21 protein-coding genes and 1 pseudogene are annotated in these 22,611 nt (G+C 71.4%); 3 read left to right on the forward strand and 19 right to left on the reverse strand.

Features of this window, described 5'->3' with window-relative positions; genetic code table 11:
• Window positions 1-136: 136 nt before the first annotated feature.
• The 10 genes and pseudogenes from BKE38_RS33120 to BKE38_RS05340 form a co-directional block, all read right to left on the reverse strand.
• Window positions 137-412: pseudogene (locus BKE38_RS33120) on the reverse strand (SirB1 family protein); the annotation flags it as partial.
• A 66-nt stretch (window positions 413-478) separates the two neighbouring features.
• Window positions 479-877, reverse strand: coding sequence for a histidine triad nucleotide-binding protein (locus BKE38_RS05300; protein WP_076956325.1), 399 nt, complete (start codon window positions 875-877; stop codon window positions 479-481).
• A 102-nt stretch (window positions 878-979) separates the two neighbouring features.
• Window positions 980-1,609 (reverse strand): phosphoribosyl-ATP diphosphatase, encoded by a 630-nt coding sequence (locus BKE38_RS33125; RefSeq protein WP_242662218.1) that lies wholly within the window; start codon window positions 1,607-1,609, stop codon window positions 980-982.
• Entirely contained in the window at window positions 1,610-2,386 is a 777-nt protein-coding gene (hisF, locus tag BKE38_RS05310; protein ID WP_076956326.1) for an imidazole glycerol phosphate synthase subunit HisF, read from the reverse strand.
• Window positions 2,387-2,557: 171 nt separating this feature from the next.
• Window positions 2,558-3,430 carry a 2-keto-4-pentenoate hydratase gene (locus BKE38_RS05315; protein WP_076956327.1) on the reverse strand — a complete coding sequence of 291 codons (873 nt, stop codon included), beginning with the start codon at window positions 3,428-3,430 and terminating at the stop codon, window positions 2,558-2,560.
• A 79-nt stretch (window positions 3,431-3,509) separates the two neighbouring features.
• Complete coding sequence (locus tag BKE38_RS05320; protein WP_076956328.1) at window positions 3,510-4,511, reverse strand: Bug family tripartite tricarboxylate transporter substrate binding protein; 1,002 nt, start codon at window positions 4,509-4,511, stop codon at window positions 3,510-3,512.
• A gap of 170 nt (window positions 4,512-4,681) precedes the next feature.
• Window positions 4,682-5,695, reverse strand: coding sequence for a Bug family tripartite tricarboxylate transporter substrate binding protein (locus BKE38_RS05325; RefSeq protein WP_076956329.1), 1,014 nt, complete (start codon window positions 5,693-5,695; stop codon window positions 4,682-4,684).
• 89 nt (window positions 5,696-5,784) lie between these two features.
• Complete coding sequence (locus tag BKE38_RS05330; RefSeq protein ID WP_076956330.1) at window positions 5,785-6,540, reverse strand: TrmH family RNA methyltransferase; 756 nt, start codon at window positions 6,538-6,540, stop codon at window positions 5,785-5,787.
• Window positions 6,541-6,596: 56 nt separating this feature from the next.
• On the reverse strand, window positions 6,597-7,706 hold the full coding sequence (locus BKE38_RS05335) for a 2OG-Fe(II) oxygenase (protein WP_106409132.1): 1,110 nt from the start codon (window positions 7,704-7,706) through the stop codon (window positions 6,597-6,599).
• The gene (locus tag BKE38_RS05340) at window positions 7,703-8,716 is read right to left on the reverse strand and encodes an Ldh family oxidoreductase (protein WP_076956331.1); all 1,014 of its coding nucleotides are present in this window, start codon (window positions 8,714-8,716) and stop codon (window positions 7,703-7,705) included. Before BKE38_RS05340 ends, BKE38_RS05335 begins: the two co-directional genes overlap by 4 nt.
• A gap of 201 nt (window positions 8,717-8,917) precedes the next feature.
• On the opposite strand from BKE38_RS05340, the gene BKE38_RS05345 reads away from it, so the two are divergent.
• Both BKE38_RS05345 and BKE38_RS05350 read left to right on the forward strand, forming a co-directional pair.
• A complete protein-coding gene (locus BKE38_RS05345) occupies window positions 8,918-10,033 on the forward strand; it encodes a 2-aminoethylphosphonate--pyruvate transaminase (RefSeq protein ID WP_076956332.1) in 1,116 nt (371 codons plus the stop codon).
• Between the two features lie 217 nt (window positions 10,034-10,250).
• Window positions 10,251-10,511, forward strand: a complete 261-nt coding sequence (locus tag BKE38_RS05350) for a hypothetical protein (protein ID WP_076956333.1) — start codon at window positions 10,251-10,253, stop codon at window positions 10,509-10,511.
• Window positions 10,512-10,523: 12 nt separating this feature from the next.
• Here the strand turns inward: BKE38_RS05350 and BKE38_RS05355 are convergent, their stop codons facing one another.
• The 5 genes from BKE38_RS05355 to BKE38_RS05375 form a co-directional block, all read right to left on the reverse strand.
• Window positions 10,524-12,287 (reverse strand): chloride channel protein, encoded by a 1,764-nt coding sequence (locus BKE38_RS05355; protein WP_076956334.1) that lies wholly within the window; start codon window positions 12,285-12,287, stop codon window positions 10,524-10,526.
• Window positions 12,284-12,898, reverse strand: coding sequence for an RluA family pseudouridine synthase (locus tag BKE38_RS05360; RefSeq protein WP_367595325.1), 615 nt, complete (start codon window positions 12,896-12,898; stop codon window positions 12,284-12,286). The genes BKE38_RS05355 and BKE38_RS05360 overlap by 4 nt, the downstream gene beginning before the upstream one ends.
• A gap of 95 nt (window positions 12,899-12,993) precedes the next feature.
• Window positions 12,994-13,863, reverse strand: coding sequence for a branched-chain amino acid aminotransferase (locus tag BKE38_RS05365; RefSeq protein WP_076956335.1), 870 nt, complete (start codon window positions 13,861-13,863; stop codon window positions 12,994-12,996).
• Window positions 13,864-14,032: 169 nt separating this feature from the next.
• The gene (locus BKE38_RS31785) at window positions 14,033-14,650 is read right to left on the reverse strand and encodes a hypothetical protein (protein WP_076956336.1); all 618 of its coding nucleotides are present in this window, start codon (window positions 14,648-14,650) and stop codon (window positions 14,033-14,035) included.
• Window positions 14,651-14,729: 79 nt separating this feature from the next.
• Complete coding sequence (locus tag BKE38_RS05375) at window positions 14,730-15,347, reverse strand: DUF1194 domain-containing protein (RefSeq protein WP_076956337.1); 618 nt, start codon at window positions 15,345-15,347, stop codon at window positions 14,730-14,732.
• Between the two features lie 149 nt (window positions 15,348-15,496).
• Between BKE38_RS05375 and BKE38_RS05380 the strand changes: the two genes are divergently transcribed.
• A complete protein-coding gene (locus tag BKE38_RS05380) occupies window positions 15,497-16,141 on the forward strand; it encodes an exopolysaccharide biosynthesis protein (RefSeq protein WP_076956338.1) in 645 nt (214 codons plus the stop codon).
• On the opposite strand, the gene BKE38_RS05385 is transcribed toward BKE38_RS05380, so the two are convergent.
• The 4 genes from BKE38_RS05385 to BKE38_RS05400 form a co-directional block, all read right to left on the reverse strand.
• A complete protein-coding gene (locus BKE38_RS05385) occupies window positions 16,138-16,689 on the reverse strand; it encodes a cob(I)yrinic acid a,c-diamide adenosyltransferase (protein WP_076956339.1) in 552 nt (183 codons plus the stop codon). The two genes, BKE38_RS05380 and BKE38_RS05385, sit on opposite strands and share 4 nt — an antisense overlap.
• A gap of 12 nt (window positions 16,690-16,701) precedes the next feature.
• Window positions 16,702-17,589: a cation diffusion facilitator family transporter gene (locus BKE38_RS05390; RefSeq protein WP_076956340.1), complete on the reverse strand. Its 888-nt coding sequence runs from the start codon at window positions 17,587-17,589 to the stop codon at window positions 16,702-16,704.
• A gap of 375 nt (window positions 17,590-17,964) precedes the next feature.
• On the reverse strand, window positions 17,965-21,477 hold the full coding sequence (gene metH, locus BKE38_RS05395) for a methionine synthase (RefSeq protein WP_076956341.1): 3,513 nt from the start codon (window positions 21,475-21,477) through the stop codon (window positions 17,965-17,967).
• Window positions 21,478-21,498: 21 nt separating this feature from the next.
• Window positions 21,499-22,455 carry an ArsR/SmtB family transcription factor gene (locus BKE38_RS05400; protein ID WP_420014302.1) on the reverse strand — a complete coding sequence of 319 codons (957 nt, stop codon included), beginning with the start codon at window positions 22,453-22,455 and terminating at the stop codon, window positions 21,499-21,501.
• Window positions 22,456-22,611: the final 156 nt, after the last annotated feature.

A 22,611-nucleotide genomic window follows, 5' to 3' on the forward strand; every position in this document is an offset into this window, starting at 1 on the left:
GCGCCGAGCAACGCCAACCTGCTGCGGGTGATCGAGCGGCGGCGCGGCCTGCCGGTGGCGCTCGGCCTGCTCTGGCTGCACGCCGCCGCTCGATCACCCGCAGCAGGTTGGCGTTGCTCGGCGCCTCGTAGGTGTCGCGGTCGCCGGCATAGCCGAAGCGGTCCTGCAGCACCGAGGCCAGCACCGCGGCGCGGCGCAGCGGGTCGCCGGCATCCGCCTGCGGGTCCTGCGCCGCGGCGGTCACCGCGGCGCGCGCCAGCTCGGAGAGATGCGCCGAGGCCGCGCCCCAATCGGCCTCCGGCGCGTCGATGCGCGCCAGCTGCAGGGCGGTGCCGGCGATGTCGAGCTCGGCATCCGGCAGCTGGCCGGCGGCCTCGAGCGCGGCGCGGGCTTCGGAGAGGGGGTCGGCCATGCCCAGAGTCGTGGCGATGCCGACCCGCCGGGTCAAGGGCGGGCGGGTGCCCTGACGGCCCGCGGCCTATTCGCCGCCGGCCGCCCCCGGCTGCACCAGCATGGCGCCCAGCCGCTTGCCGCCGAAGATATGGACGTGGAAATGCGGCACTTCCTGGCCGCCATCGGCGCCCATGTTGGTCAGCACGCGGAAGCCCTGGCCCTCGAGGCCGAGCTGCTTCGCCACCTGGCCGACGGCGCGCCAGAAGCCGGCGACCTCCTCCGCCCCGGCCTGGGTGGAGAAGTCGGCCACCGAGACGTAGCGGCCCTTCGGGATCACCAGCACATGCACCGGCGCCTGCGGCGCGATGTCGTGGAAGGCGAGCGCGTGCTTGTCCTCGAAGACCTTCCGGGCCGGGATCTCGCCGCGCAGGATGCGGGCGAAGATGTTGCCGTCGTCATAGGGCGGCAGACCGGATACGGGCATGGCGGGCTCCTGGCATTTTTCCCCGGCGGCCGCGCGGCGCGGGCCGGGCCGCCAGACTAGAGGCCCGGCGCCCCGGCGCAATGCCAGGCGAGGCAAGCCCTCTCAGGGCAGCTTCGTCGTGTCCGCCGCGCGGACGATGCCCTTGGGCCTGGCGGCCTTCTCGGCGATGCCGGAGATGCCCTCGCGGCGCTCGAGCTCGCTCCAGACCTCCTCCGGGCGGATGCCGGCATCCACCCAGAGCACCAGCAGGTGATAGACCAGGTCGGCGCTTTCCATGACGGTGCCGCGGCGGTTGCCCTGGATCGCCTCGATGACGCATTCCACCGCCTCCTCGCCCAGCTTCTGGGCGACCTTGTCGGTGCCGCGCGCCATCAGCCGGGCGGAATGCGAGACGGTGGTGTCGCCGGACAGGCGGCGCGCCTCGATCGTCTCCCACAGCCGGGTCAGCACCGCGATGTCGCCGCTGGTCGGCACGGAGAGCGGCTGCAGGTGGCGCGCCTCGGCCTTCAGCGTCGCCTTCTTCGGCCTGGCCACCGCGGCGATGGCGGCGGGCAGCGGCAGCGCGGCCTTGGCCTTCGGCTTGGCCAGCTTCACCTTGGCGCGCAGCTTGGCGGCCGGCTTCGCCGCCTTCGCGGTGGCCGCGCCGGTCTCGAGCAGGCTCACCGCCTTCTTCTTGGTCACGGCCTTCTTGGTCACCGCCTTCGCCGCCTTCTTCTTCGCCAGCTTCGCCATTCAGGCCACCTTCGCCAGGGAGGCGGGGCGCACCGGCAGCCCGGCCGCGGCCAGCGCCGCCTTGGCCTCGCCGATGCGCATCTCGCCATAGTGGAAGACGCTGGCGGCCAGCAGCCCGGTGGCGCCGGCCTGCGCGCCCTCGACGAAATGCCGCGTCTCGCCGACGCCGCCCGAAGCCACCAGCGGCAGCCGCACCCGGGCGCGCAGCGCGCGCAGCAGCTCGAGGTCGAAGCCGGACTTGGTGCCGTCGCGGTCCATCGAGGTCACCAGCAGCTCGCCGGCGCCGAGGCTTTCCATCCGCGACGCCCAGTCCAGCGCGTCGATCCCCGTCGCGCGGCGGCCGCCATGGGTGAAGATCTCCCACTTGCCGGGGGCGACGGTGCGGGCGTCGATGGCGACCACGATCGCCTGGCTGCCGAAGGCCTGCGCCGCGCGCTGCACGAGTTCAGGATCGCTGACGGCGGCGGAATTGATGCTGGCCTTGTCGGCGCCGGCCAGCAGCAGGCGGCGGACGTCGTCGACGCTGCGCACGCCGCCGCCCACGGTCAGCGGGATGAAGACCTCGGCCGCGGTGCGCGAGACCACGTCGTACATGGTGTCGCGGTTCTCATGCGTCGCGCCGATGTCGAGGAAGGTGATCTCGTCGGCGCCCTCGGCGTCATAGGCGCGGGCCTGCTCGACCGGGTCGCCGGCATCGCGCAGCGCCACGAAGTTCACGCCCTTGACGACGCGGCCGTCCTTGACGTCCAGGCAGGGGATGACGCGGAGCGCAAGCATGGCGGCAGGCACCTCTCGACCGGGGTGACGGGCACAGCGAAGGCCGTTGGGGGGTCGTCCCGGGCGATGCGCCCGGATCACGCATCGGTCAAGAGTAGAAACGGCATTCCAGCGCCGGGCAAGAAATTCGCCCGGCGCAACAAAGGTTTCTTCCGGTTGTCAGAAAGCTGGCTATTGCAGCGTGGCGCTGACCGTGACCGGCTTGTCGAGCAGACCGGTGTAGGTGGTGGTATAGGTCTTGCCGGCCTCGGCCGGCACCGCCGGCGAGAAGCCCCCCAGCGAGATCATGTCGCCCGGCTTCAGCGCCAGGCCCCGGCTGGCCAGGTCCTTCACCAGCCAGGGGATGACGTTCAGCGGATGGCCGAGCAGCGCGGTCCCCGGCGCCGTCGCCAATTCTTTTTCCTCCGTCGCCAGGCGGACGCGCATGCTGCCCAGGCGCGCGGCGAAGTCCGGCGTCGCCTCGGGGGTGATGGCCTCGCCGACCACGCCGAGCCGTGCGCCGACGCCCACCGCCAGCAGGTTGGGCCCGTTCATCTGCCGCATCTCGGCCAGCGCCAGGTCGGGCAGCTCGATGAAGGGGATCACCTGGTCGATGTGGCGCAGAATGGCGACATGGTCGTCGCCGGCCTGGTTGATGCCGGCATCGCGGACGCGGACGATCAGGTCGGCCTCGACCACCGGCACCGCGCCGAAGGCGGCCGGCAGGCTGGCGCCGGAGCGGGCCCGCACCGTCGCCTCGTAGATCGGCGCCGCCAGCGGATGCGTGGTGCCGAAGCGTTTCTGGGCTGCCTCGTTGGTCAGGCCGACCTTCCAGCCGACGACGGCGCCGAGCTTGGCGCTCATCGCCGGGACCAGCTTGCCCTGGGCGCAGAGCCCGTCGGCGAGAGAAAAGTTCCCCGTGAAGGCCTGCACCGGGGCGTTGGACAGCAGCGAGGCCGCCATCGCCTGCATCGCCGCGGCATCCGGGCAGGTCGGCGGGTCGGCGGCCAGCGCGCCGTGGCTGGCGCCAAGGCTGAGCGCGGCGGCAAGCAGGATGCGACGCATCGGCGGTTTCCTCGTGGCTGTTGCGCGCAGGATAACCCCCGGCCCGGGCCGGCGGCTGCGGTTTTTTCGGCGCCGGCGCTCAGGGCTGCACGGCACCGGCAAGCGTCACCAGCCGCTGCCAGACCGGGCGCTGCTGGTCGATCAGCTGCGCCAGCTCGCCGCGGCTCTCGCTGACCACGGCCTCGTAGCCCAGCGGGCGCAGCCGCGCGCGGAAATCGGGGGTGGTGGCGGCCAGGCGGATCGCCTGCAGCAGCCGGTCGGCGACCGGCGCCGGCAGCCCGGCCGGCGCCGCCAGGGCGTTCCAGGTCACCAGGTCGAGCCGGTCCAGGCCCAGATCGGCGAAGCCGGCCATGCCCGGCACCTCGGGCAGCGCCGGCAGCGACCGCGCCGAGGACACCGCCAGCGGCGTCAGCCTGCCCTCGCGCACATGCGGCAGCAGCGCCGGCATGACGTCGAACATCATATCGACATGGCCGGCCAGCAGGTCCTGGATGGCCGGGCCGCCGCCGCGATAGGGCAGATGCCCGATCGCGGCGCCGGTCGCCTGGTTCACCGCGCTGAGGCAGAGATGCGAGGCGGTGCCCTTGCCGGACGACCCCATGGTCACCTTGCCCGGATTGGCCCGCGCCCAGGTGATCAGCGCGCGGAAGTCGCCCCAGCCGCGCGCCGCCGCCGTCTCGGCCGGCACCACGCAGAGCAGCGCCCCGGCCGAGACCAGGCTCAGCGGCGTGAAGTCGCGCGCCGGGTCGAAGGGCAGCCGCGGGAAGATCGCGGGCATCGCCGTCCAGGTGGTCAGCCCCAGCAGCCCGACGGTGCCGCCATCGGGGGCGGCGCGCGCCACCGCCTCGGCGCCCAGCGCGCCGCCATTGCCGGCGCGGTTCTCGACGCTGACCGGCTGGCCCAGCACCGGCGCCAGGCGCTCGGCCAGGAGGCGCGCCAGCAGGTCCAGCGCGCCGCCGGGGGGGAAGGCCACGATGATCGTCAGGCCGGCGGGCCGCTGCGCCAGCGCCGGCCGCGCCAGAGGCAGGCCAGCAGCGGCCAGTGCAGCGAGAGGACGGCGGCCGATGGGGCGGTCGGTCATGGCGGCGTCTCCGGCGGCGGCACAGGCGCCGCCAGCCTGCCGCGATGCACGGCGCGCGCCAAGCCGAAATCCCGCCCGGGATCCCCGCCCAGGAGCGGCGGGCCCAAAAGAAAGGGGCGCCCGGTCTCCCGGACGCCCCCATTCCCCTCGGCCGGAGCCGACATGGAATATCAGTCGAGGCTGGCGCCCGACTCTTCGACCAGGGCCTTCCAGACGGCTTCCTGCGACTTCAGGTACTGGCCATAGGCGGCCGGGCTGCTGTCGACCACGGTGGTGAAGCCATTCGGCTCCATCTTCTCGCGGAAGGCCGCCGTGTCGACCACGCCGACGATCGCCTTGTGCAGCAGCGCGATGCGGTCGGCGGGGACGCCGGCCGGAACGTTGATGCCGTACCAGGACTGCATGTCGATGCCGGCGCCGGGCAGCAGCTCCTTCATCGAGGGGACGTTCTTCAGGTCGTCCGAGAAGGTCGTCCGGTCGGCCGAGGCGGCGGCGAGCACGCGGATGCGGCCCTCGCGCACATGCGCCATGGACAGCGGGATGACGTCGAACATCATGTCGATGTTGCCGGCCAGCAGGTCCTGCAGCGCCGGCGCGCCGCCGCGATACGGCACATGGGTGATGTCGGCGCCGGTCGCCTTGCAGACCTTCGAGATGGTCAGGTGGCTGATCGTGCCGGTGCCCGAGGAGCCCATGGTCAGCTTGCCCGGATCCTTCTTGGCCGCCGCGATGACGTCCTGGAAGGTCTTGTAGGGGCTGTTGGCATTGACCGTCAGATAGACGGTGCCGGTGGTGACGCGGGTCACCGGCGCCAGGTCGACCAGCGGGTCGATCGGCATCGACTTGGCGTAGAGGAACTTGTTCGCCGCCAGGATCGAGGCGGAGCCGAGCAGCAGGGTGTGGCCGTCCTTCTCCGACCGCGCCGCCTCGGAGGCGCCGAGATTGCCGCCGGCGCCGCCGCGGTTGTCGACGACGACCGTCTGGCCGAGCACGGGCTGCAGCATCTGCGCCATCAGGCGGCCGGTCATGTCGACCGACCCGCCGGGCGCGAAGGGCACCACCAGGCGGACGCTGCGGGACGGGAAGCCGGCCTGGGCCTGCGCGACATGCGGCAGGGCAAGGGTCGAGGCGACCGGCAAGGTGGCGGCAGCGCCCAGCACGGCGCGGCGGCGGATCATGGTCATGGTTTTGGGAGCTCCGGTTGGGTTCCGGGGCGCGTTCTGGACAATCGAAACGGTCAGGGCAAGCGCTAAGATGGCGCAAATGTTATCCGTCACAACCCCGTAGCGCTGGGCGATACAACCAGGGCGTGCATCAGCACCGCCGCCGCCACCGAGACATTCAGGCTCTCAACCGCCCCCGATCCCGGCAAAGTCACGCGTGCGGCGCAGGCCGCCTCGGTCTCCGGCAGCACGCCCTGCTCCTCGTTGCCCAGCACCAGCGCGATCGGCCGGTCGCGCGGCAATGCTTCCGGCGCAACCCCGCCCCGCGCCACCGCCGCAACGGTCAGGTAGCGCGGGCTCAGCCCTTTCAGCACCGGAACCAGATGCGGGGCGCCGAACAGCGCCAGCGCCTCCAGCCCGCCCTCGCTGGTGCGCCAGGCCGAGTCGGACAGGCCGGCCTGGCGCGGATCGCCCGACAGCAGCAGCGCGCGGCAGCCGAAGAAGGCGGCCGAGCGGGCGATGGCGCCCAGATTGTGCGGATTGCCGATGCCGTCCAGCACCGGCAGCAGCCCGCCAGCGTGTTGCGAAAGCGGCGGCAGCTGCGCCAGCGAGGTCAGCTCAGGCACGACCCGCGGCGCCGCGACGGCCACGATGCCGCCGTGATGCGTGGTGCCGGCGATCTTGGCGAGCTCGGCCGCCGGCACCTCCCGGTACGGCTTCCGCGCGCGCGCCATCTGCTGGCAGAAGCCGCCCGCCTCGGCCCGCCGCGACTCCAGGTAGAACAGCCGCAGCACCGCCTGCGGACGGTGGCGGAAGGCGGCGGAGACGGCGGCCAGGCCGCAGAGGCGATCAGGCTCGGACTTCATCGCGAAAACCCCAGGAACGGTCGCGGGGGACAGCAGCCCCCCTGCGGGCGCCCCCTTTAGCCCGCCGTCTGCTGGCCGACCAAATGCCGGTTGCGGTCGCGGATGGCCGCCGCCGCCTCGTCGTAGAGGAACGGCAGGAAGGCGAAGCGGCGGCCCTTGGTCACCGGCTGCGCCTCGTGCAGCAGCGAGCAGGAGAAGATCACGGCGCCACCGGTCGGCGCGCGGTAGCGGCGCGGGCCGAATTCCGGGAAGGTCAGCTCGCCGCCCTCGAACTCTTCCGCATTGAGGTTGATGGTGACGGCGAAGCGGCGATGCGCGGTGCCGGCCGTGGTGTTGTCGCGATGCGCCCGGAAATGCCCGCCTTCGGCCGCGTCGTAGCAGGCGACGATATAGCGCTCGATCCGCGTCGCCTCGAACTGGAAGGCCTGTTTCAGCGCCGGCACCAGCCGGGCCTGCAGCCGCGCCCTGAGCCCGGCCAGCAGCCCCTGGTCCTGCAAGGTCAGGTCCGAGCGCTTCTTATGCGCCGCATCCTGCACCAGCACCGTCCGGCCATCGACCTCGCGCATGAAGCCCGAGGACTCGCCGCCCTGCTGTTCGTACAGCCCGATCAGGTGACGGCACAGCGCCGGCTCCAGCACCCGCGGCAGCACCAGGACGGGGGCCGGCACCTCGGCCATGCCGGCATGCTGCGCCGGCGCCGGCAGGCCCGCGAAAAGGTTCAGCATCTGCGCGGCTTGCGCCAGCGGCGCCGCGGCCAGCACGCGCAGCATCGGGTCCAGCAGCAGCAGCCCGCCCTGGGCCGGGTCGAAGCCCAGCGCCGGAAAGGCCTTGCCATCGGCATCGGCCAGCATGCGGATGCCGGGCGGCTGGTCGCGCAGCTGGCCCTCGGTGAGGTCGGAAGCCTCGGCGGTGATGACGAAGAGCACGGCATTGCGGTCGTCGAAGCGCGCCCGGTGCGGGCCCAGCGCCTGCTCCAGCACCCGGCCCGAGGCGGCATTCGGCAGGCAGGCCAGCAGCATCCAGCGCCCCGCCGCCGAGCCCAGCACGTAGCGCGGATTCTCGATGCCGCGCAGCACCAGCGGCGGCAGCATCACGCCGAGGCCGAGGCCGAGGCCCTGCCCCTGGGGGCCTTGCGCCTGGGCCGGCTTTTCCCGTGTCTCGCTCATGCTTTTCCTCCCTGGGCCAGCGCCTCGAGCGCCGCCAGAAGCGCCGCCGGCACCTCGATGCCGTCCTGCGCCGCCGCGGCGGCCAGCCCGTCGCGCCGCGCGCCGGGCAGCCGCACGTCCTTATCCTGCAGCATCACCGTCACCAAGGTCTCGACACGGTCGAGGAACATCGCCTGCCCGGCCAGCGCGCCGGGATCGACCGCCAGCAGCGCCTGGCCCAGCCGCGGCCGGTTGCCCTGCTCCTCGAAGAAGCTGTCGGCCTCGAAGCCGAAGGCGGCGCCGGTCAGGGCGACGCAGAGCAGCTCCACCACCATCGCCAGCAGCGCGCCCTTCTGCCCGCCCATGGCCAGCATGGCGCCGCCCATCGCGGCCGCGGCATCGGTGGTGGGCTGGCCGTCGGCGTCCAGCGCCCAGCCTTCCGGGATCGGCGTGCCCGCCTTGGCCGCCTGGGCGATGCGGCCGCGCGCCACCTGCGACAGCGCCAGGTCCACCACCAGCGGCGCCGCGTCGCGCCGCGGGAAGGCGGCCGCCACCGGGTTGGTGCCCAGCAGCGGCCGCCGCCCGCCCGCCACCGGCATGGCCGCCGGCGAATTGGCGAAGGCCAGCGCGACCAGCCCGCGTTCCGCCAGGCGCCGCACCGGCAGGCCCAGCGCGCCGGCATGGTGGCTGTCGGTCACGCCGACCCAGGCGACGCCGAATTTTTCCGCGCGCGCGATCGCTTCCTGCTCGGCGAGCGCCAGCGCCGGAAAGGCCAGGCCGTTGCGCGCGTCGATCAGCACGGCGCCGCCGCGCCCGGCCCGCACCACCGGCTCGGCCGCGCCGTCGGCCCGGCCATGGGCCAGGAAGCCGGCATATTGCGGCACGCGGGTCAGGCCGTGGCCGGACTGGCCGACCGCCTCGGCCTCGACCAGGGCGCGCGCCGTCGCCGCCGCCATGCCCGGGCTGGCCCCGGCACCGCGCAGCGCGGCCTGCGCCAGGGTTTCGGCTTGCACGAGGCTGAGGCGCGGCATCGGGTTCTCCTGCGAGGGCGGTCCCCGCTTCTGCGCGATCCGGCCGCCGCCGCCAAGCCGCCGCGGCCGCGCCACCGCCTTGGGGGGTTCCCTTCTGCCTCCTGGGGGCGCAGTCTAAGCCTGCTGTTTGTGCAGAGGCGCGGGTCGGGCCCGCCGGCTTCCGGACGGCTTCCCATTGGCAGCATCCTTCAGGATCATCTCATGCTGTTGCTCATTCCCGGACCCGTGCAGACCCGCCCCGACGTGCGGGCCGCGATGGCCGTGGACATCGCCCCCTGGGACCGCGACTTCGCCCCCGAATACATCGCCATCCGCGAGAAGGTCCGCGACCTGGCCGGCGGCAAGGCCGGGCTGCATGCCTGCCTGCCGCTGCAGGGCGCCGGCCATTTCATCACCGAGGCCGCCATCCGCACCTTCGTGCCGGCGGCCACCGGCAAGCTGCTGATCGTGCGCAACGGCGCCTATGCCGACCGCATGGCGCGCCTGGCCGAGGAAGCCGGCCGCACGGTGGTCAACCTGCCGGCCCCGGACACCGGCAGCGTCGACCCGGCCGCGGTCGCCGCCGTGCTGGCCGCGGACCCGACCATCACCCATCTGGGCGTGGTCTATTCCGAGACCGGCAGCGGCCTGGTGAACGACGTGCCCGCGCTGGGCGAGGTGGTCCGCGCCGCCGGCCGCCGCATGATCGTCGACGCCGTCTCGGCCTTCGGCGCCCTGCCCTTCGACATCTCGGCCCAGCCCGAGGTCGATGCGGTGGTCTTCACCTCGAACAAATGCATCGAGGGGCTGCCCGGCATCGCCTTCGCCGTCGCGCCGATCGAGCGGGTGGTGGCCTGCACCGGCAATGCCGGCTCCTGGTGCTTCGACCTGGCCGATGTCTACCACACCGCGCAGCGCGCCGGCTGGGGCAGCTTCCGCTTCACCCCCCCGGTCCAGGCGCTGCATGCCTTTGGCGTGGCCCTCGACATCTTCCTGGCCGAGGGCGGCCAGCCGGCCCGTCTCGCCCGCTACCGCGAGAACTGCCGCATCCTCTACGAGGGCGCCCAGGCGCTGGGCCTGCGCCCCTACCTGGAATGGGAGCACCAGGGCCCGATCATCGCGCTGTTCCACCAGCCGCAGCATCCGGGCTTCACCCTGCAGGGCTTCGTCGACGCGCTGAAGCGCCGTGGCGTGCTGATCAGCAATTTCTTCAACACCGAGGCGCCGACCATGCGCATCGGCTGCATCGGCCATGTCGGACCCGATGAGATGCGCTTCGCCCTCGGCGCCATGCGCGGTGCCCTGGAGGAGCTCGGCGTGCTGCAGCGCGCCGCCTGACGGGCGCCACCCGCCCCGGTTGCAGGAAGGGCCGCGCCGGCAGGGGCGCGGCCTTTTTTTTGTCCCGATCTGTGCCTGGCCGCAGCCGCGACAGGGACTTTGACGTGACCAATCCCGGAATCGAATCGACAGCCTGGCCATTCCATGCTGCACTGCCAGGCAAGCATCATCCGCAAGTTCGAAGTCATTTCCGTGAAAGATCGGGAAGGGATTCCGCATGTCGTTGGCCGATCGCAAGAACCAGGTGCAGCTGATCAAGGACGGGCTGAAGGACCTGCAGGACTGGAGCGGGCTGCAGCAGGCTGCCCTGAAGGAGCTCGCCGCCGCCAAGGAGCTGCTGAAGAAGGCGCCGCAGGACCCCGCCGCCGCCAAGAGATACGAGAAGCTCGGCGAGAAGCTGCTGACCATCATGGAATCGCGGAACCAGCGCGAGGCCTCGCTGATCAGCGCCCGCAAGCTCTTCCGCATCTACGACTGAAGCCGGGCGGCCTCAGCCCGCCATCCCCAGCTCGTCCTGCCGCCGCTTGTCCAGCTCCTCGCTGTAGCGGCGCAGCAGGAAGGAGGCCTTGACCAGGCCGAGCAGGCGGGAGGTGTCGCGCTGGTCGACCACCGCCAGCGCCTCGGCATCGGTCGCGTCGAACAGCGCCATGGCCTGCTTGGCGTTCTGCGCCGGCAGCAGCACCTGGTCCTGCAGATGCACCAGCTGGGCCACCGTCGCCGCCTCGTCCAGCCCCTCGGCATAGGCTTCCGGCACCAGGATCAGCCCGGCATAGCGCTCGGCCGCATCGAGGGCGACCACATGCGTCGTCGAGCCCAGCGGGAATTCGCGGCGGAAGGCGCTGAGCCGGCTGTCCAGCTTCACCGTCCGCACCTCCCGCCGCATCAGCTTGCCCACCGTCAGGTCGCGCAGCCAGCCGATGTCATGCGCGCTGCGGATGCCCTCGCCGCGCAGGTGGAAGCGCCAGGTGGCAAAGGAATAGCCGAACAGCCGCCGCACCGTGGTGCCCGAGGCGATCACCGCCAGCACCACCACCCCGGCGACGGCGAAGCTCTGCGTCGTCTCCAGCGCGATGAAGCTCATCGCCAGCGGCGCGCCGATCACCGCGGTGCCGAAGGCGCTCATCCCCACGATCGCCGCCAGCAGCGGGTCCACCGTGACGCCCAGCACGATCGCCCCCGCCGCCACCAGCTTGCCCAGCAGGGCGCCGAGCAGCAGCGACGCGAAGAACAGGCCCCCGCGGAAGCCGCTGCCGATCGAGATCGCCGAGGCCAGCGCCTTCAGCAGCATCAGCCCGAGCAGCGGCAGCGCCGCGCCCTCCACCACGAAGGCCAGGTGCAGCGCGCCATGGCCGGCCGAGAGCACCGCCGGCGTCACCAGCGCCAGGCAGCCCACCATCAGCCCGCCCGCCATCGGCCGGAAGGTGCCCCAGGGGATGACGCGGCGCAGCCCGGCCTCGGCCAGGGTCACGCCGCGCATCAGCGCGATGCCGGCCAGGGCGCAGAGCAGCCCGATCAGCAGCGCCACCCCGGTATCCTCCCAGTCCGGCGAGGCCAGCCCGGCCGCCAGCACCGGCGTGCTGCTGCCCAGCAGCCCGGCCACCAGCGTGCCGGCCACCGCCGCCGCCATCACCGGCGCCAGATGGGCGATGGCATAGCTGCCGATCACCAGCTCAAAGGCATAGAAGGCGCCGGTCAGCGGCGCGCCGAAGGCCGCGGCGATGGCGCCCGCCGCGCCGCACCCCACCAGCACCCGCAGGTCGCCGCGCCGCAGCCCGAAGCCCCGCCCGAGCTTCGAGGCGACGCCGCCGCCCAGCTGGGTATAGGCCGCCTCCAGCCCGACGGAGGCGCCGAAACCGTTCGACAGCAGGTTCTGGGCGCCGACCACCAGCCCGTCCCAGATCGACATGCGGCCGCCATGCAGCGCATTGGCCTCGATCGGATCGATCGGCTGGCGCGGCCGCCAGCGCGCCAGCGCCAGGCCCAGCAGCCCGAGCAGCAGCCCGCCGGTCGCCGGCGCCAGCAGCAGCGCCAGCGGATCGGCGTCGCGCAGCACCGACAGCCCGTGCTGGCTCTCCGGCCCGAAGATCAGCCAGTGGACGCCACGCGCCGCACCCCCGAGCCCCGCCGCCAGCAGGCCGCTCGCCACCCCGGCCAGCGCGCCCAGCGCCAGGATGCCGAGCTCGCTCTGCCGCACCACGTCGCGGAAGGAGCCGCCGGCGGTGCGCGCCTGCCACCAGCGGGTGATCCGGCTCATGCCGCCTCGCGCCAGCCGCAGGCGGCGAAGCCGGCCTGCATCGCCGGCGGCACCGGCGCCTCGGCCTCGATCGGCGGCCGGGTCGGCAGGGCGATGGCGCGGGCCAGCAGATGCAGCCCGCCTTTCGCTTCCTGGCCGTAGAAAGGGTCGCCCAGCATCGGCCAGCCCTGCGCGGCGCAATGCACCCGCAGCTGGTGGGTGCGGCCGGTCTCGGGGCGCAGCTCCAGCCAGGTCAGGCCCTCGCCGCGGCCCTTCACCCGCCAGCGGGTCAGCGCCGGCTGGCCCTCGGGATGCGTCTCCATCCGCCAGCCGGCCGCCTTGCTGCTGGTCTTGCGCAGCGGCAGGTCGATCCGGCCGGATTGCGCCGCCGGCCCGCCCACCACCACCGCCCAATAGGTCTTCTTCGCGCGGCCCTCGGCGAAGAAGCCGCCGAGTTCGGCCATCGCCGGCTTGGTGCGGCCCAGCACCAGGCAGCCGGCCGTGTCCGTGTCCAGGCGATGCGCAGGCTGCGGCAGGTGGCGCTTGCCCTGGGCCAGCCAGGGCAGAAAATCTTCCAGGCTGGCGCCGCCGCGAGGGCCGGCATGGACCGGCAGGCCAGCAGGCTTGTCCACGACCAAAACCAGATCCGTCTGAACAAGAATCTTGAGAGGGGCACCGCCCCTCTCAAACTCGCCCCGCCAGGAACCTGAGGTTCCTGGACCTCCCATCACGCGGCCTTCGGCAGCAGGCGGCTCGTCTTCTCGGCCCAGTCGAAGTACAGCGCACGCGCCTTCTGGGCGATGGGGCCGATCGGCAGCGCACGACCCTCGAAGTTGGTGCAGTACTGCACCTTGCCGAAATTGCCGGTGGCGAAGATCTCGTCGGCCTCGCGCAGCATCTGCGGGGTGATGACGCATTCCCGCGCCTCGATGCCCGCCGCCTTCAGCAGCCCCAGCACGCGCGAGCGGGTGATCCCGGCCAGATAGGTGCCGTTGGCCACCGCCGTCATCACCACGCCGTCCTTGACCATCATCAGGTTCGAGGTGGCGAACTCGGCGACATTGCCCTCGAAGTCGCAGACCACGGCATTGTCAAAGCCCTTCTGCCGCGCGAAGCCGGCCGCGCGGGCCGAGTTCGGATACAGGCAGGACGCCTTGGCATCGGTCGGCGCCATGTCCGAGGCCGGCCGGCGATACGGCGCGAAGCAGGCGGAAAAGCCCTTGGAGACGTCGGGCATCGGCGAGTCATAGATCGACAGGATGAACTCGGTGCTCTCCGGATCCGGCTGCGCGGCGCCGATGCCGCTGCGGATGAAGAACATCGGGCGGATATACAGCTCCGCATCCGGGCCCATCTTCTCGACGCCCTCGCGGCACAGCGCCTCGATCTGCTCGGCCGTCAGCTTGGCCTTCATCCCCATCGCCTGGCTGCTGCGGATCACCCGCTGGCAATGCAGGTCCAGGTCCGGCACCAGGCCGCGGATCGCCCGCGCCCCGTCGAACAGGATCGAGCCCAGCCAGAAGGCGTGGTCCATCGGGCCCAGCACCTTGGGCTCCTCGGTCAGCCACTGCCCCTCGTGCCAAAACACGCCCGCCATGCTCGTTCCTCCCGCTTGCTGCGAAACCAGGGCGCCGAGACTGACACGCGATGGCAGGGCGGTGAAGCAGCCCGGCACCACGATTTTGCGGTCAGCCGCGCCGGGAATTTCACGCCGCACGGTCGCGCCGCAGCGCTATCAGCCATCCGGCTCCGTGAAAGCTCTCGCCTCAGCCGGGATACAGGATCGGCTTCGTCGCCGCCACGCCGAAGGTCGCGGCGCGGTCGGCCGCCGCGGTGGCGCCGCCGGCGAAGAACTTGGGATTGTTCGCCGTGAACTCGGCGCGCATCTGCCGGACGGAAGCCTCCATCTCCGGCATCCGGAGCTCGGCACGCTGGAAGCCTTCCTTCCAACTGGCGACGAGCTCCTTCAGGACATCGGGGTCCCAGCCGCCCGGCGGACTATAGGGCTCCGGCTGGCTGAACTTGTTGGTGCGGTGGAACACGCCGGTCTCGTCATAGAGGCGCAGACATTCCCTCTCCCCCACCATCTGCACCCGCATCGTGTTCAACGCTCTCTCGCGGTCCTCGATGTTGAAAAGCTGCGCCTCAAGGTTGATCCGCTGGTAGGCCGGCAGCGGCTGCGCGTCTTCCGCCGCCTTCTCGGCCGCCTCGACCTGTTGCCGGATCCGCACATCCACCTCGGCCGAAGCGACCAGCTTCGGCTTGAAGGAGACCGGCTCCGTGGCCGCCTCCTGCTTCGGCGCGCTCTCGGCATCGGCACGCCGGCCGCCCAGCAGCTCGAGCGCGACCCGGGCCGAATTCACCGACATGGAATTGATGGTCACGGCTCTGATCCCCCTGCCACCAAGGGCTTGCCGCAGCGAGATTGCCGATTCGTTGATCAATCGGAACTTCCGGCCACGCTCACGCCACCAGAGCCCCGCCCCGGATCTCCCGCAGCAGCTTGCGCCGGATCGCCTGGGAGAAGTCGGCATAATCGGCGCAGCTCATGGCGAAGGCGCCGGGGCCGCCGATCACCTCGGCCTCGTAATGCGCCAGCAGGCCAGCTTCCTCGTTCAGCACCGCCAGCCCGTTGATGGTCACGCCGGCATTCACGCCCACATCCCGCACCGGCCCGGGCGCGCGGCCCTGATTGTGCGCCCCGTCCCCCGAGACATCGAGCACCAGCCGCAATGCCTCCGCCGGACAGGCGGCCAGCAGCGCCAGCGCCGCCACCATCCCTGGCCCCAGCGCCGTGGCGCCGGGCTGCGGCAGGCGGGGGGCGTTGTCGATCGCCTCGGCCAGGGCGCCGGCGGCCGCCTCGCCATCGATGCGCATCCAGGGCACGGCGACCTCGGCCCCGCTCGACCAGAACAGCACCGCCACCGCCACGCCGCCCTTCGGCCCGGCGGCACAGGCGGCGGCGATGTCGGGTTCGCGGAAGGCGGCGGCCAGGCCACCCACCATCAACCCGAATTCCGAGAAGTCGACGCTGGCCGAGACATCGACCGCCAGGCAGAGCGCCAGGTCCACCGGTTGCATGGCATCTCCCTTACGGCGCGCCTTCGCGATTGAAGCGGCGGGGCCGCATCCTCATCTTCCGTCGCACAACGCGCGGCCCGGCGACAGGGTCGCGCCCGTGACAGGGATGAGCGCTGCAGGATGAAGCGTCTGAGCATGACGGGCCCGGCATGATCGATGGAGCGACGCTGCCGCAGGGCGGCGACGAATCGGGCCCCGACGAGCGGGCACCGATCTCCCGCATCGTGGCCCAGGTCGCCGCCAGCTTCCCCGGCGAGCGCATCACCCTGGGCGAGATGGCCGCGGCCTTCGGCGAGCGCAGCTTTGGCCTGCTGATCCTGCTGCTGTGCCTGCCGGGCCTGCTGCCGGGCATGGCCAGCGTCTTCGGCCTGCCGATCCTGATCCTGGGCGTGCAGATGGGGCTGGGCCTGACCACGCCGCGCCTGCCCGGCTTCATCGCCCGGCGCAGCATCAAGCGCGCCGACCTGCTGCGGCTGGCCGGCGCCTCGTCGCGCTGGCTGCGTCCGGTGGAGCGCTTCCTGAAGCCCCGCCCCGGCTGGTTCACCACCCCCTTCGCCGAGCGCATCGCCGGCTGGGCCGCCGCCTATGCCGCGCTGATGCTGATCCTGCCCGGACCGGGCACCAACGGCCCGCCCGCCTTCGGCACCATCGTCATGGCGCTCGGCCTGGTCGAGCAGGACAGCCGCGTCATGGGCATCGGCCTGGGCGTGACCATCGCCGGCTGCCTTTTCGCCACCGGCGTGCTGGTGGCGCTGTGCCTGATGGGCGTCGCCGCCTTCAACTGGGTCGTCTAGCGGGACCCGCCCGGCACCCAGAGCGGATCCGCCCCCTCGTTCAGCACCCGCGAGATGACGAAAAGGTGGTCCGACAGCCGGTTGAGGTAGCGCAGCGCCACCGGATTGACCGGCTCGGCGGCGGCCAGCGCCACCACCACCCGCTCCGCCCGCCGCGCGATGGTGCGCGCCAGATGCGCCTGCGCCCCGGCCGGCGTCCCCCCCGGCAGCACGAAGGAGCGCAGCGGCGACAGGCTGGCGTTCATCGCCGCCACCTCCGCCTCCAGCCGGGCGCATTGGCTGTCGGCCATGCGCAGCCGGCCCTCGGCGGCCAGGTCCGGCACGCAGAGATCGGCGCCCAGGTCAAAAAGGTCGTTCTGGATGCGCGCCAGCATGGCATCGGGCTCGCCCTGGCTGTGCAGCCGGACCAGGCCGATCGCCGCATTGGCTTCGTCCACCGCGCCGATCGCCTCGATCCGCAGGCTTTCCTTCCCCACCCGGCTGCCATCGCCCAGCGAGGTCTGCCCGCCATCGCCGCCGCGGGTGGTGATGATGTCCAGACGGACCATGGCCTGCCTCCTTTACAGCACCAGCACGCCCTGGTGCTTCGCCTTGCCCTCGGGCTCGACATGGATGGTGATGACGGCGCTGCCGAGCTCCGCCTTCAGCGCCGCCTCGATGCGGTCGCAGATGTCATGCGCCTCGGCCACCCGCATCTCGCCGGGGACCACCAGGTGGAACTCGACGAAGGTGGTGCTGCCGGCATGGCGGGTGCGCAGGTCATGCGCCTCGATCGCGCCCTGCGCCTCCTGCGAGACCAGGCTGCGGATGCGGCCGAGCAGCCCGGGCTCCACCGCCTCGTCCATCAGCCCGCCGACGCTGTCGCGCAGCAGGCCCCAGCCGCTGAACAGGATGTTCACCGCGGTCAGCCCCGCCAGCAGCGGGTCGAGCCACAGGATGCCGGTCAGCGCCACGGCGCCGACACCCACCACCACGCCGCCCGAGGTCACCACATCGGCCAGCAGGTGCCGCGCATCCGCCAGCAGCGCCGGCGAGCGCAGCTTGCGTCCCTCGCGGAACAGCAGCGCCGCCCAGGCGCCGTTGATCGCCGTCGCCACCACGGAAATGGCCAGGCCCTGCACCGGCAGCGCCGGGGCCGAGGGCGCCTGCCAGGCGTGCCAGGACTCGTTCAGGATCAACACGGCGGCGAGCACGATCAGCACGCCCTCGAGCACCGCGGAAATATACTCGGCCTTGGCATGGCCATAGGGATGGTTGGCATCCGGCGGCGTCGCCGCCAGCCGCACCGCGACCAGCGCCGCCCCGGCGGCCGCGACATTGACGATGGATTCCAGCGCATCGGCCAGCAGCGCCACGCTGCCGGTCAGCCACCAGGCCAGCGCCTTCAGCCCCAGCACGCCCAGCGACACGACCACACTGCCGGCGGCGAGCTTCGTCGCACGGTTCATCCCACCACCATCCTGCGCTTGTCCGGCCCGCTTCATAAGCCAGAGCCGGGGGGGTGCGGAAACTGCAAATCAGCAGGGCTGTGCCGCTTGAGGTAGGATGGACGGTCAGCAGAAGACAGGGGGTAGGTCGGGGGAATGAATTCCCCCGAACCCCCATCTTTTTTCTGATCACCGGCCGTTCGGGGGCCAGCGCCTTCGCCGGCGGCGACACCAGGGCGTCACGGCGGGACGCATTTTCATAAAATCAGCGCACCCTCACAGGTCGCGCTGACCTTTGGCCGTTTCACGTACTGTCGTCACGTGGACACGGCAGTCTGAAAGAAAAAAGAAGGGGTCGAGGGGAATTCATTCCCCTCGCCTGCCAACACTCTTCCCTTACACCGAAAAATACTTCGCCTTCGGATGATGCAGCACGATCGCGCTGGTCGATTGCTCGGGATGCAGCTGCCACTCGTCGCTGATCGACACCCCGATGCGGTCGGCGCCCAGCAGCCGCAGCAGCGGCACCTGGTCTTCCAGGCGCGGGCAGGCCGGGTAGCCGAAGGAGTAGCGGCCGCCGCGATAGCCCTGGGACAGCATCTTCTCCATGTCGCGGTCGTCGTGCTGGGCATAGCCGAGCTCGGCGCGGATCCGCTTGTGGACGTATTCGGCCATGGCCTCGGCCATCTCCACCGACAGGCCGTGCAGGTAGAGATAGTCCTGGTAGCGGTTGCCCTCGAACCAGTCGCGGGCGACGTCGCTGGCCTTCTGGCCGACGGTGACCACCTGCAGGCCGATGACGTCACGGTGCTCCGGCCCGTCGCCGATGTCGCGCACGAAGTCGGCGATGCAGTCGCCATCCGCCTTGGGCTGGCGCGGCAGGGCGAAGCGGCAGGCCTCGGTGATGCCGTCCTCCTCGAACAGCACCAGCTCGTTGCCCTGGCCGGCGCATTTCCAATAGCCGTAGATCGCCTGCGGCTTGAGGATCTTCTCCTGCTCGGTCAGCGCCAGCATGCGCTTCAGCACCGGGCGCAGCTCCTGCTTCGCCCAGCCGATGAAGTCGTCCAGGCTGCGGCCCTGCTTCCGGAAGCCCCACTGGAACTGGTACAGGCTGCGCTCGTTGACGAAGGGCACGATGGCCTTGGGGTCGGCCTCGACCACGCGGGCGCCCCAGAAGGGCGGCGTGGGCACGGCCTCCTCGGCGGTCAGGCGGCGGCGGCGCTCCTCGGCGTAGTTGACGTCGACGGGGGCGAAGCCGCGCGGGTCGGCGGTGCCAAGGACGCGGGTGGTGTTGCGCGACTTGCCGGCGCGCTTCGACTGCAGCGCCGCCAGGTATTCGTCGAAGCCCGGGCTCATCACCTTGTCCATCAGGTGCAGCCCGTCGAAGGCGTCGCGCGCATAGGCGACGCGGCCGCTGGCCTGGCCGTTGGCATAGGCGCGGACGCAGTCGTCTTCCACGAAGTTGCGGGTCAGCGCGGCGCCGCCCAGCAGCACCGGCACGTCCAGCCCCTGGCGCGACATCTCTTCCAGGTTCTCGCGCATCACCACGGTGGACTTCACCAGCAGGCCGGACATGCCGATGGCATGGGCGTTGTGCTGGCGCACGGCGACCATCATGTCGGCCAGCGGCACCTTGATGCCGAGATTGACCACCTTGTAGCCGTTGTTGGTCAGGATGATGTCGACCAGGTTCTTGCCGATGTCGTGCACGTCGCCTTTGACGGTGGCGAGCACGATGGTTCCCTTTTCCTGGCCTTCGATCTTCTCCATGTGCGGCTCGAGATAGGCGACCGCCGCCTTCATGGTCTCGGCCGACTGCAGCACGAAGGGCAGCTGCATCTTGCCGGCGCCGAACAGCTCGCCCACCACCTTCATGCCGTCGAGCAGGATGGTGTTGATGATCTCGAGCGGCGTCAGCCCCTTGGCCAGGGCATCGGCCAGCTCGTCGTCCAGCCCCTTGCGGTCGCCGTCGACGATGCGGTCCTTGAGCCGGCCCTCGACCGTCTCGGCCTTCACCTTCTTGGCCGAATCCGCGGCCTTCCGGCCGGCGAAGATCTCCAGGAACTTCTGCAGCGGGTCGTAATCCTCGGCGCGGCGGTCGAAGATCAGGTCCTCGGCGACCTTGACCTCCTCCGGCGGGATCGAGTGCAGCGGCTTGATCTTCGAGACATGCACGATCGCGCCGGTCATGCCGGCCTTCACCGCATGGTCGAGGAACACGCTGTTCAGCACATGCCGCGCGGCGGGGTTCAAACCGAAAGAAATATTCGACAGGCCGAGGATGATCTGGATGTCCGGGAACTTGTCCCGGATCATCCTGATGCCTTCCAGCGTCCACTGGCCGAGCTTGCGGTCGTCCTCGTTGCCGGTGGCGATGGTGAAGGTCAGCGGGTCGATCAGCAGGTCGCTCTGCGCCAGGCCGTGCTTGTTGCAGGCGAAGTCGACCAGCCGCTCGGCGATGCGAAGCTTGTCCTCCGGCGTCTTCGCCATGCCCACCTCGTCGATGGTGAGCGCGATGACCGCGGCGCCGAACTTCTTCGCCAGGACCAGGCGGTCCGTCGCATGGCCCTCGCCATCCTCGAAGTTGATCGAGTTGATGATCGGCTTGCCGCCATGCAGCTTCAGCGCGCTCTCGATCACCGGGGTCTCGGTGCTGTCGATCACCAGCGGCGCGTTGACGCTGGCGGTGAAGCGGCGGACCACCTCGTCCATCTCGGCGCGCTCGTCGCGGCCGACGAAGGCGGTGCAGATGTCGAGGCTGTTCGAGCCCTCGCCCACCTGCTCGCGGCCGATCGAGACGCAGGCATCCCAGTCATGCGCCGCCTGCCGCTCGCGCCAGGCCTTGGAGCCGTTGGCGTTGCAGCGCTCGCCGATGGAGAAATAGGAATTCTCCTGGCGCAGGGTCGTGGCGCCATAGAGGCTGGCGATGGAGGGGATCCAGTGCACCTTGCGCGCCACCGGCGCGGGGCGGAAGCGGCTGCCGCCGACCCGGCGCAGCATGGCGTCCAGCCCCTGGATATGCGGTGTCGAGGTGCCGCAGCAGCCGCCGATCAGGTTGACGCCGTCCTCGACGACGAAGCGCTCCATCCAGCTCGCCATCTCCTCGGCGCCGAGCGGGTAGTAGGTCTGGCCGTCGACCAGCTCCGGCAGGCCGGCATTGGGCTGCACCGAGACCAGGCCGGGCCAGTTCCGCGCCAGGTAGCGGACATGCTCGGCCATTTCCTGCGGGCCGGTCGCGCAGTTCAGCCCGATCAGCGGCACGTCCAGCGCCTGGATCACCGTGGTGGCGGCGGCGATATCGGCGCCGACCAGCAGCGTGCCGGTGGTCTCCACCGTCACCTGCACGAAGACCGGAATGTCTTTCCGTGCTTCCTTCAACGCGATCTTGGCGGCGTTGACGGCGGCCTTGATGAACAGCGTGTCCTGGTTGGTCTCGGTCAGCAGCGCATCGGCCCCGCCGGCGATCAGCCCGCGGCACTGTTCCGTCAACGCGGCTTCGAGGGTGTCGTAGTCGATATGGCCCAGGCTCGGCAGCTTGGTGCCAGGGCCGATATCGCCGATCACCCAGCGGTCGCGGCCGTCGGCGAAGCTTTCCGCCGCCTCGCGCGCCAGCTCGACCGACAGCTTGTTGATCTCGAAGGCCTTCGATCCCAGCTCGAATTCCTCGAGCGTGATCGGCGAGCCGCCGAAGCTGTTGGTCAGCACCATGTCCGACCCGGCCTCGTAATAGCCGCGGTGGATTTCCCGCACGAGCTCGGGGCGCGAGAGGTTCAGCACCTCGGTGCAGTTCTCCTTGCCCCAGTAGTCGCGCTCGACATCGAGGGTGAGCGCCTGGACACGGCTGCCCATGCCGCCGTCACAGAGCAGCACGCGGTCACGAAGCGCTTCCAGCAGGGGCGGACGGGCCATGGCTCGGGGCCTCTCTCTATCTCAGAAGGTCAGGGCAGGTTCGGGAAGGGCGACGACCGGCACCGCCAGGCGCCGCGCCGGCCAGAGCTTGACCGGCAGCGGCCCGTCCAGCGTCACCGGCGGCAGGGGCGCGCAGCCGGCGGCGCCCATCCAGCCGGCCATGGCGGCGTCGTCGAAGCCGGGCCAGCGATGCGCGAAGCCGCTCAGCAGCTCGGCCCGCACATGCGGCGCCAGGTCGACCACCAGCAGCAGCCCCTCGGGCCGCAGCAGCCGCGCCGCCTCGGCCAGCGCGGCGGCCGGGTCCTCGGCATAATGCAGCACCATCTGCAGCGTCGCCGCATCGAAGCCGCCATCCGGCAGCGGCAGGCGGTACATATCGGCCAGCCGGACGCTGGCATTGGCGATGCCGCGCTCGCCGAGGCGCGCGCGCGCCAGGGCCAGCATCTCGCGGCTGGCATCCAGGCCCAGCAGCGCCTCGGCGCGCGGCGCCAGCAGCTCCAGCAGCCGCCCCGTGCCGGTGCCGATATCGGCGATCCGGCCCAGCCGGCCGGCGCCAAAATGCGCCTCGACCTGGGCCAGCAGCGCCGCCTCGATGGCCGGGCTCGGCAGCTCCAGCGCGCGCATCTCGTCCCAGTCGGCGCCGTCGCGGCGGAAGGCCTCGGAGGCCGCCCGTGCCCGGTCGGCGGCGATGCGCGCGGCGGCGCGGCGGTCGGCGGCGATGGTCAGGTCGTCCTCCGGCAGCCGCGCCAGCATCAGCCGGGCCAGGTCGGCATCCGGCGGCAGCTGGAAATAGACATTGGCGCCCTCCGGCAGGCGCTCCAGCAGCCCGGCCTCCACCAGCAGCTTCAGGTGGCGCGACAGCCGCGGCTGGCTCTGGCCCAGGATGGCGCAGAGCTCGGTCACGCAGAAGGCACCGCGGGCGCAGAGCGCCAGCAGGCGAAGGCGGGTCGGTTCGGCGGCGGCGCGCAGCTGCGCCAACAAGGGCTCCATGGGCTTGCGGATGACATAAAGACTTCTTTATGTCTAGCGTCATGCGCTGGTCCGTCGATGCCCGAACCCCCCTCCGCCTGCTGAACCCGGCCGAGCTCCCGCCCGGCGCGGTGGTGCTGGCCGAGGATGGCGCCCCCCTTGCCC

This window comes from Teichococcus deserti, from assembly GCF_001982615.1.
Taxonomy (GTDB): Bacteria; Pseudomonadota; Alphaproteobacteria; order Acetobacterales; family Acetobacteraceae; genus Pseudoroseomonas; species Pseudoroseomonas deserti.

Excerpts from the sequence above, each read along its gene's own strand:
- hisF (WP_076956326.1), bottom strand. The coding sequence starts at position 2,386 with ATGCTTGCGCTCCGCGTCATCCCCTGCCTGGACGTCAAGGACGGCCGC.
- BKE38_RS05330 (WP_076956330.1), bottom strand. The coding sequence starts at position 6,540 with ATGAAGTCCGAGCCTGATCGCCTCTGCGGCCTGGCCGCCGTCTCCGCC.
- BKE38_RS05380 (WP_076956338.1), top strand. The coding sequence starts at position 15,497 with ATGATCGATGGAGCGACGCTGCCGCAGGGCGGCGACGAATCGGGCCCC.
- metH (WP_076956341.1), bottom strand. The coding sequence starts at position 21,477 with ATGGCCCGTCCGCCCCTGCTGGAAGCGCTTCGTGACCGCGTGCTGCTC.
- BKE38_RS05355 (WP_076956334.1), bottom strand. The coding sequence starts at position 12,287 with ATGAGCCGGATCACCCGCTGGTGGCAGGCGCGCACCGCCGGCGGCTCC.
- BKE38_RS33125 (WP_242662218.1), bottom strand. The coding sequence starts at position 1,609 with ATGGCGAAGCTGGCGAAGAAGAAGGCGGCGAAGGCGGTGACCAAGAAG.
- BKE38_RS05390 (WP_076956340.1), bottom strand. The coding sequence starts at position 17,589 with ATGAACCGTGCGACGAAGCTCGCCGCCGGCAGTGTGGTCGTGTCGCTG.
- BKE38_RS05375 (WP_076956337.1), bottom strand. The coding sequence starts at position 15,347 with ATGCAACCGGTGGACCTGGCGCTCTGCCTGGCGGTCGATGTCTCGGCC.
- BKE38_RS05345 (WP_076956332.1), top strand. The coding sequence starts at position 8,918 with ATGCTGTTGCTCATTCCCGGACCCGTGCAGACCCGCCCCGACGTGCGG.
- BKE38_RS05315 (WP_076956327.1), bottom strand. The coding sequence starts at position 3,430 with ATGCGTCGCATCCTGCTTGCCGCCGCGCTCAGCCTTGGCGCCAGCCAC.
- BKE38_RS05335 (WP_106409132.1), bottom strand. The coding sequence starts at position 7,706 with ATGAGCGAGACACGGGAAAAGCCGGCCCAGGCGCAAGGCCCCCAGGGG.
- BKE38_RS05365 (WP_076956335.1), bottom strand. The coding sequence starts at position 13,863 with ATGGCGGGCGTGTTTTGGCACGAGGGGCAGTGGCTGACCGAGGAGCCC.
- BKE38_RS05340 (WP_076956331.1), bottom strand. The coding sequence starts at position 8,716 with ATGCCGCGCCTCAGCCTCGTGCAAGCCGAAACCCTGGCGCAGGCCGCG.
- BKE38_RS05385 (WP_076956339.1), bottom strand. The coding sequence starts at position 16,689 with ATGGTCCGTCTGGACATCATCACCACCCGCGGCGGCGATGGCGGGCAG.
- BKE38_RS05350 (WP_076956333.1), top strand. The coding sequence starts at position 10,251 with ATGTCGTTGGCCGATCGCAAGAACCAGGTGCAGCTGATCAAGGACGGG.
- BKE38_RS05325 (WP_076956329.1), bottom strand. The coding sequence starts at position 5,695 with ATGACCATGATCCGCCGCCGCGCCGTGCTGGGCGCTGCCGCCACCTTG.
- BKE38_RS05300 (WP_076956325.1), bottom strand. The coding sequence starts at position 877 with ATGCCCGTATCCGGTCTGCCGCCCTATGACGACGGCAACATCTTCGCC.
- BKE38_RS05320 (WP_076956328.1), bottom strand. The coding sequence starts at position 4,511 with ATGACCGACCGCCCCATCGGCCGCCGTCCTCTCGCTGCACTGGCCGCT.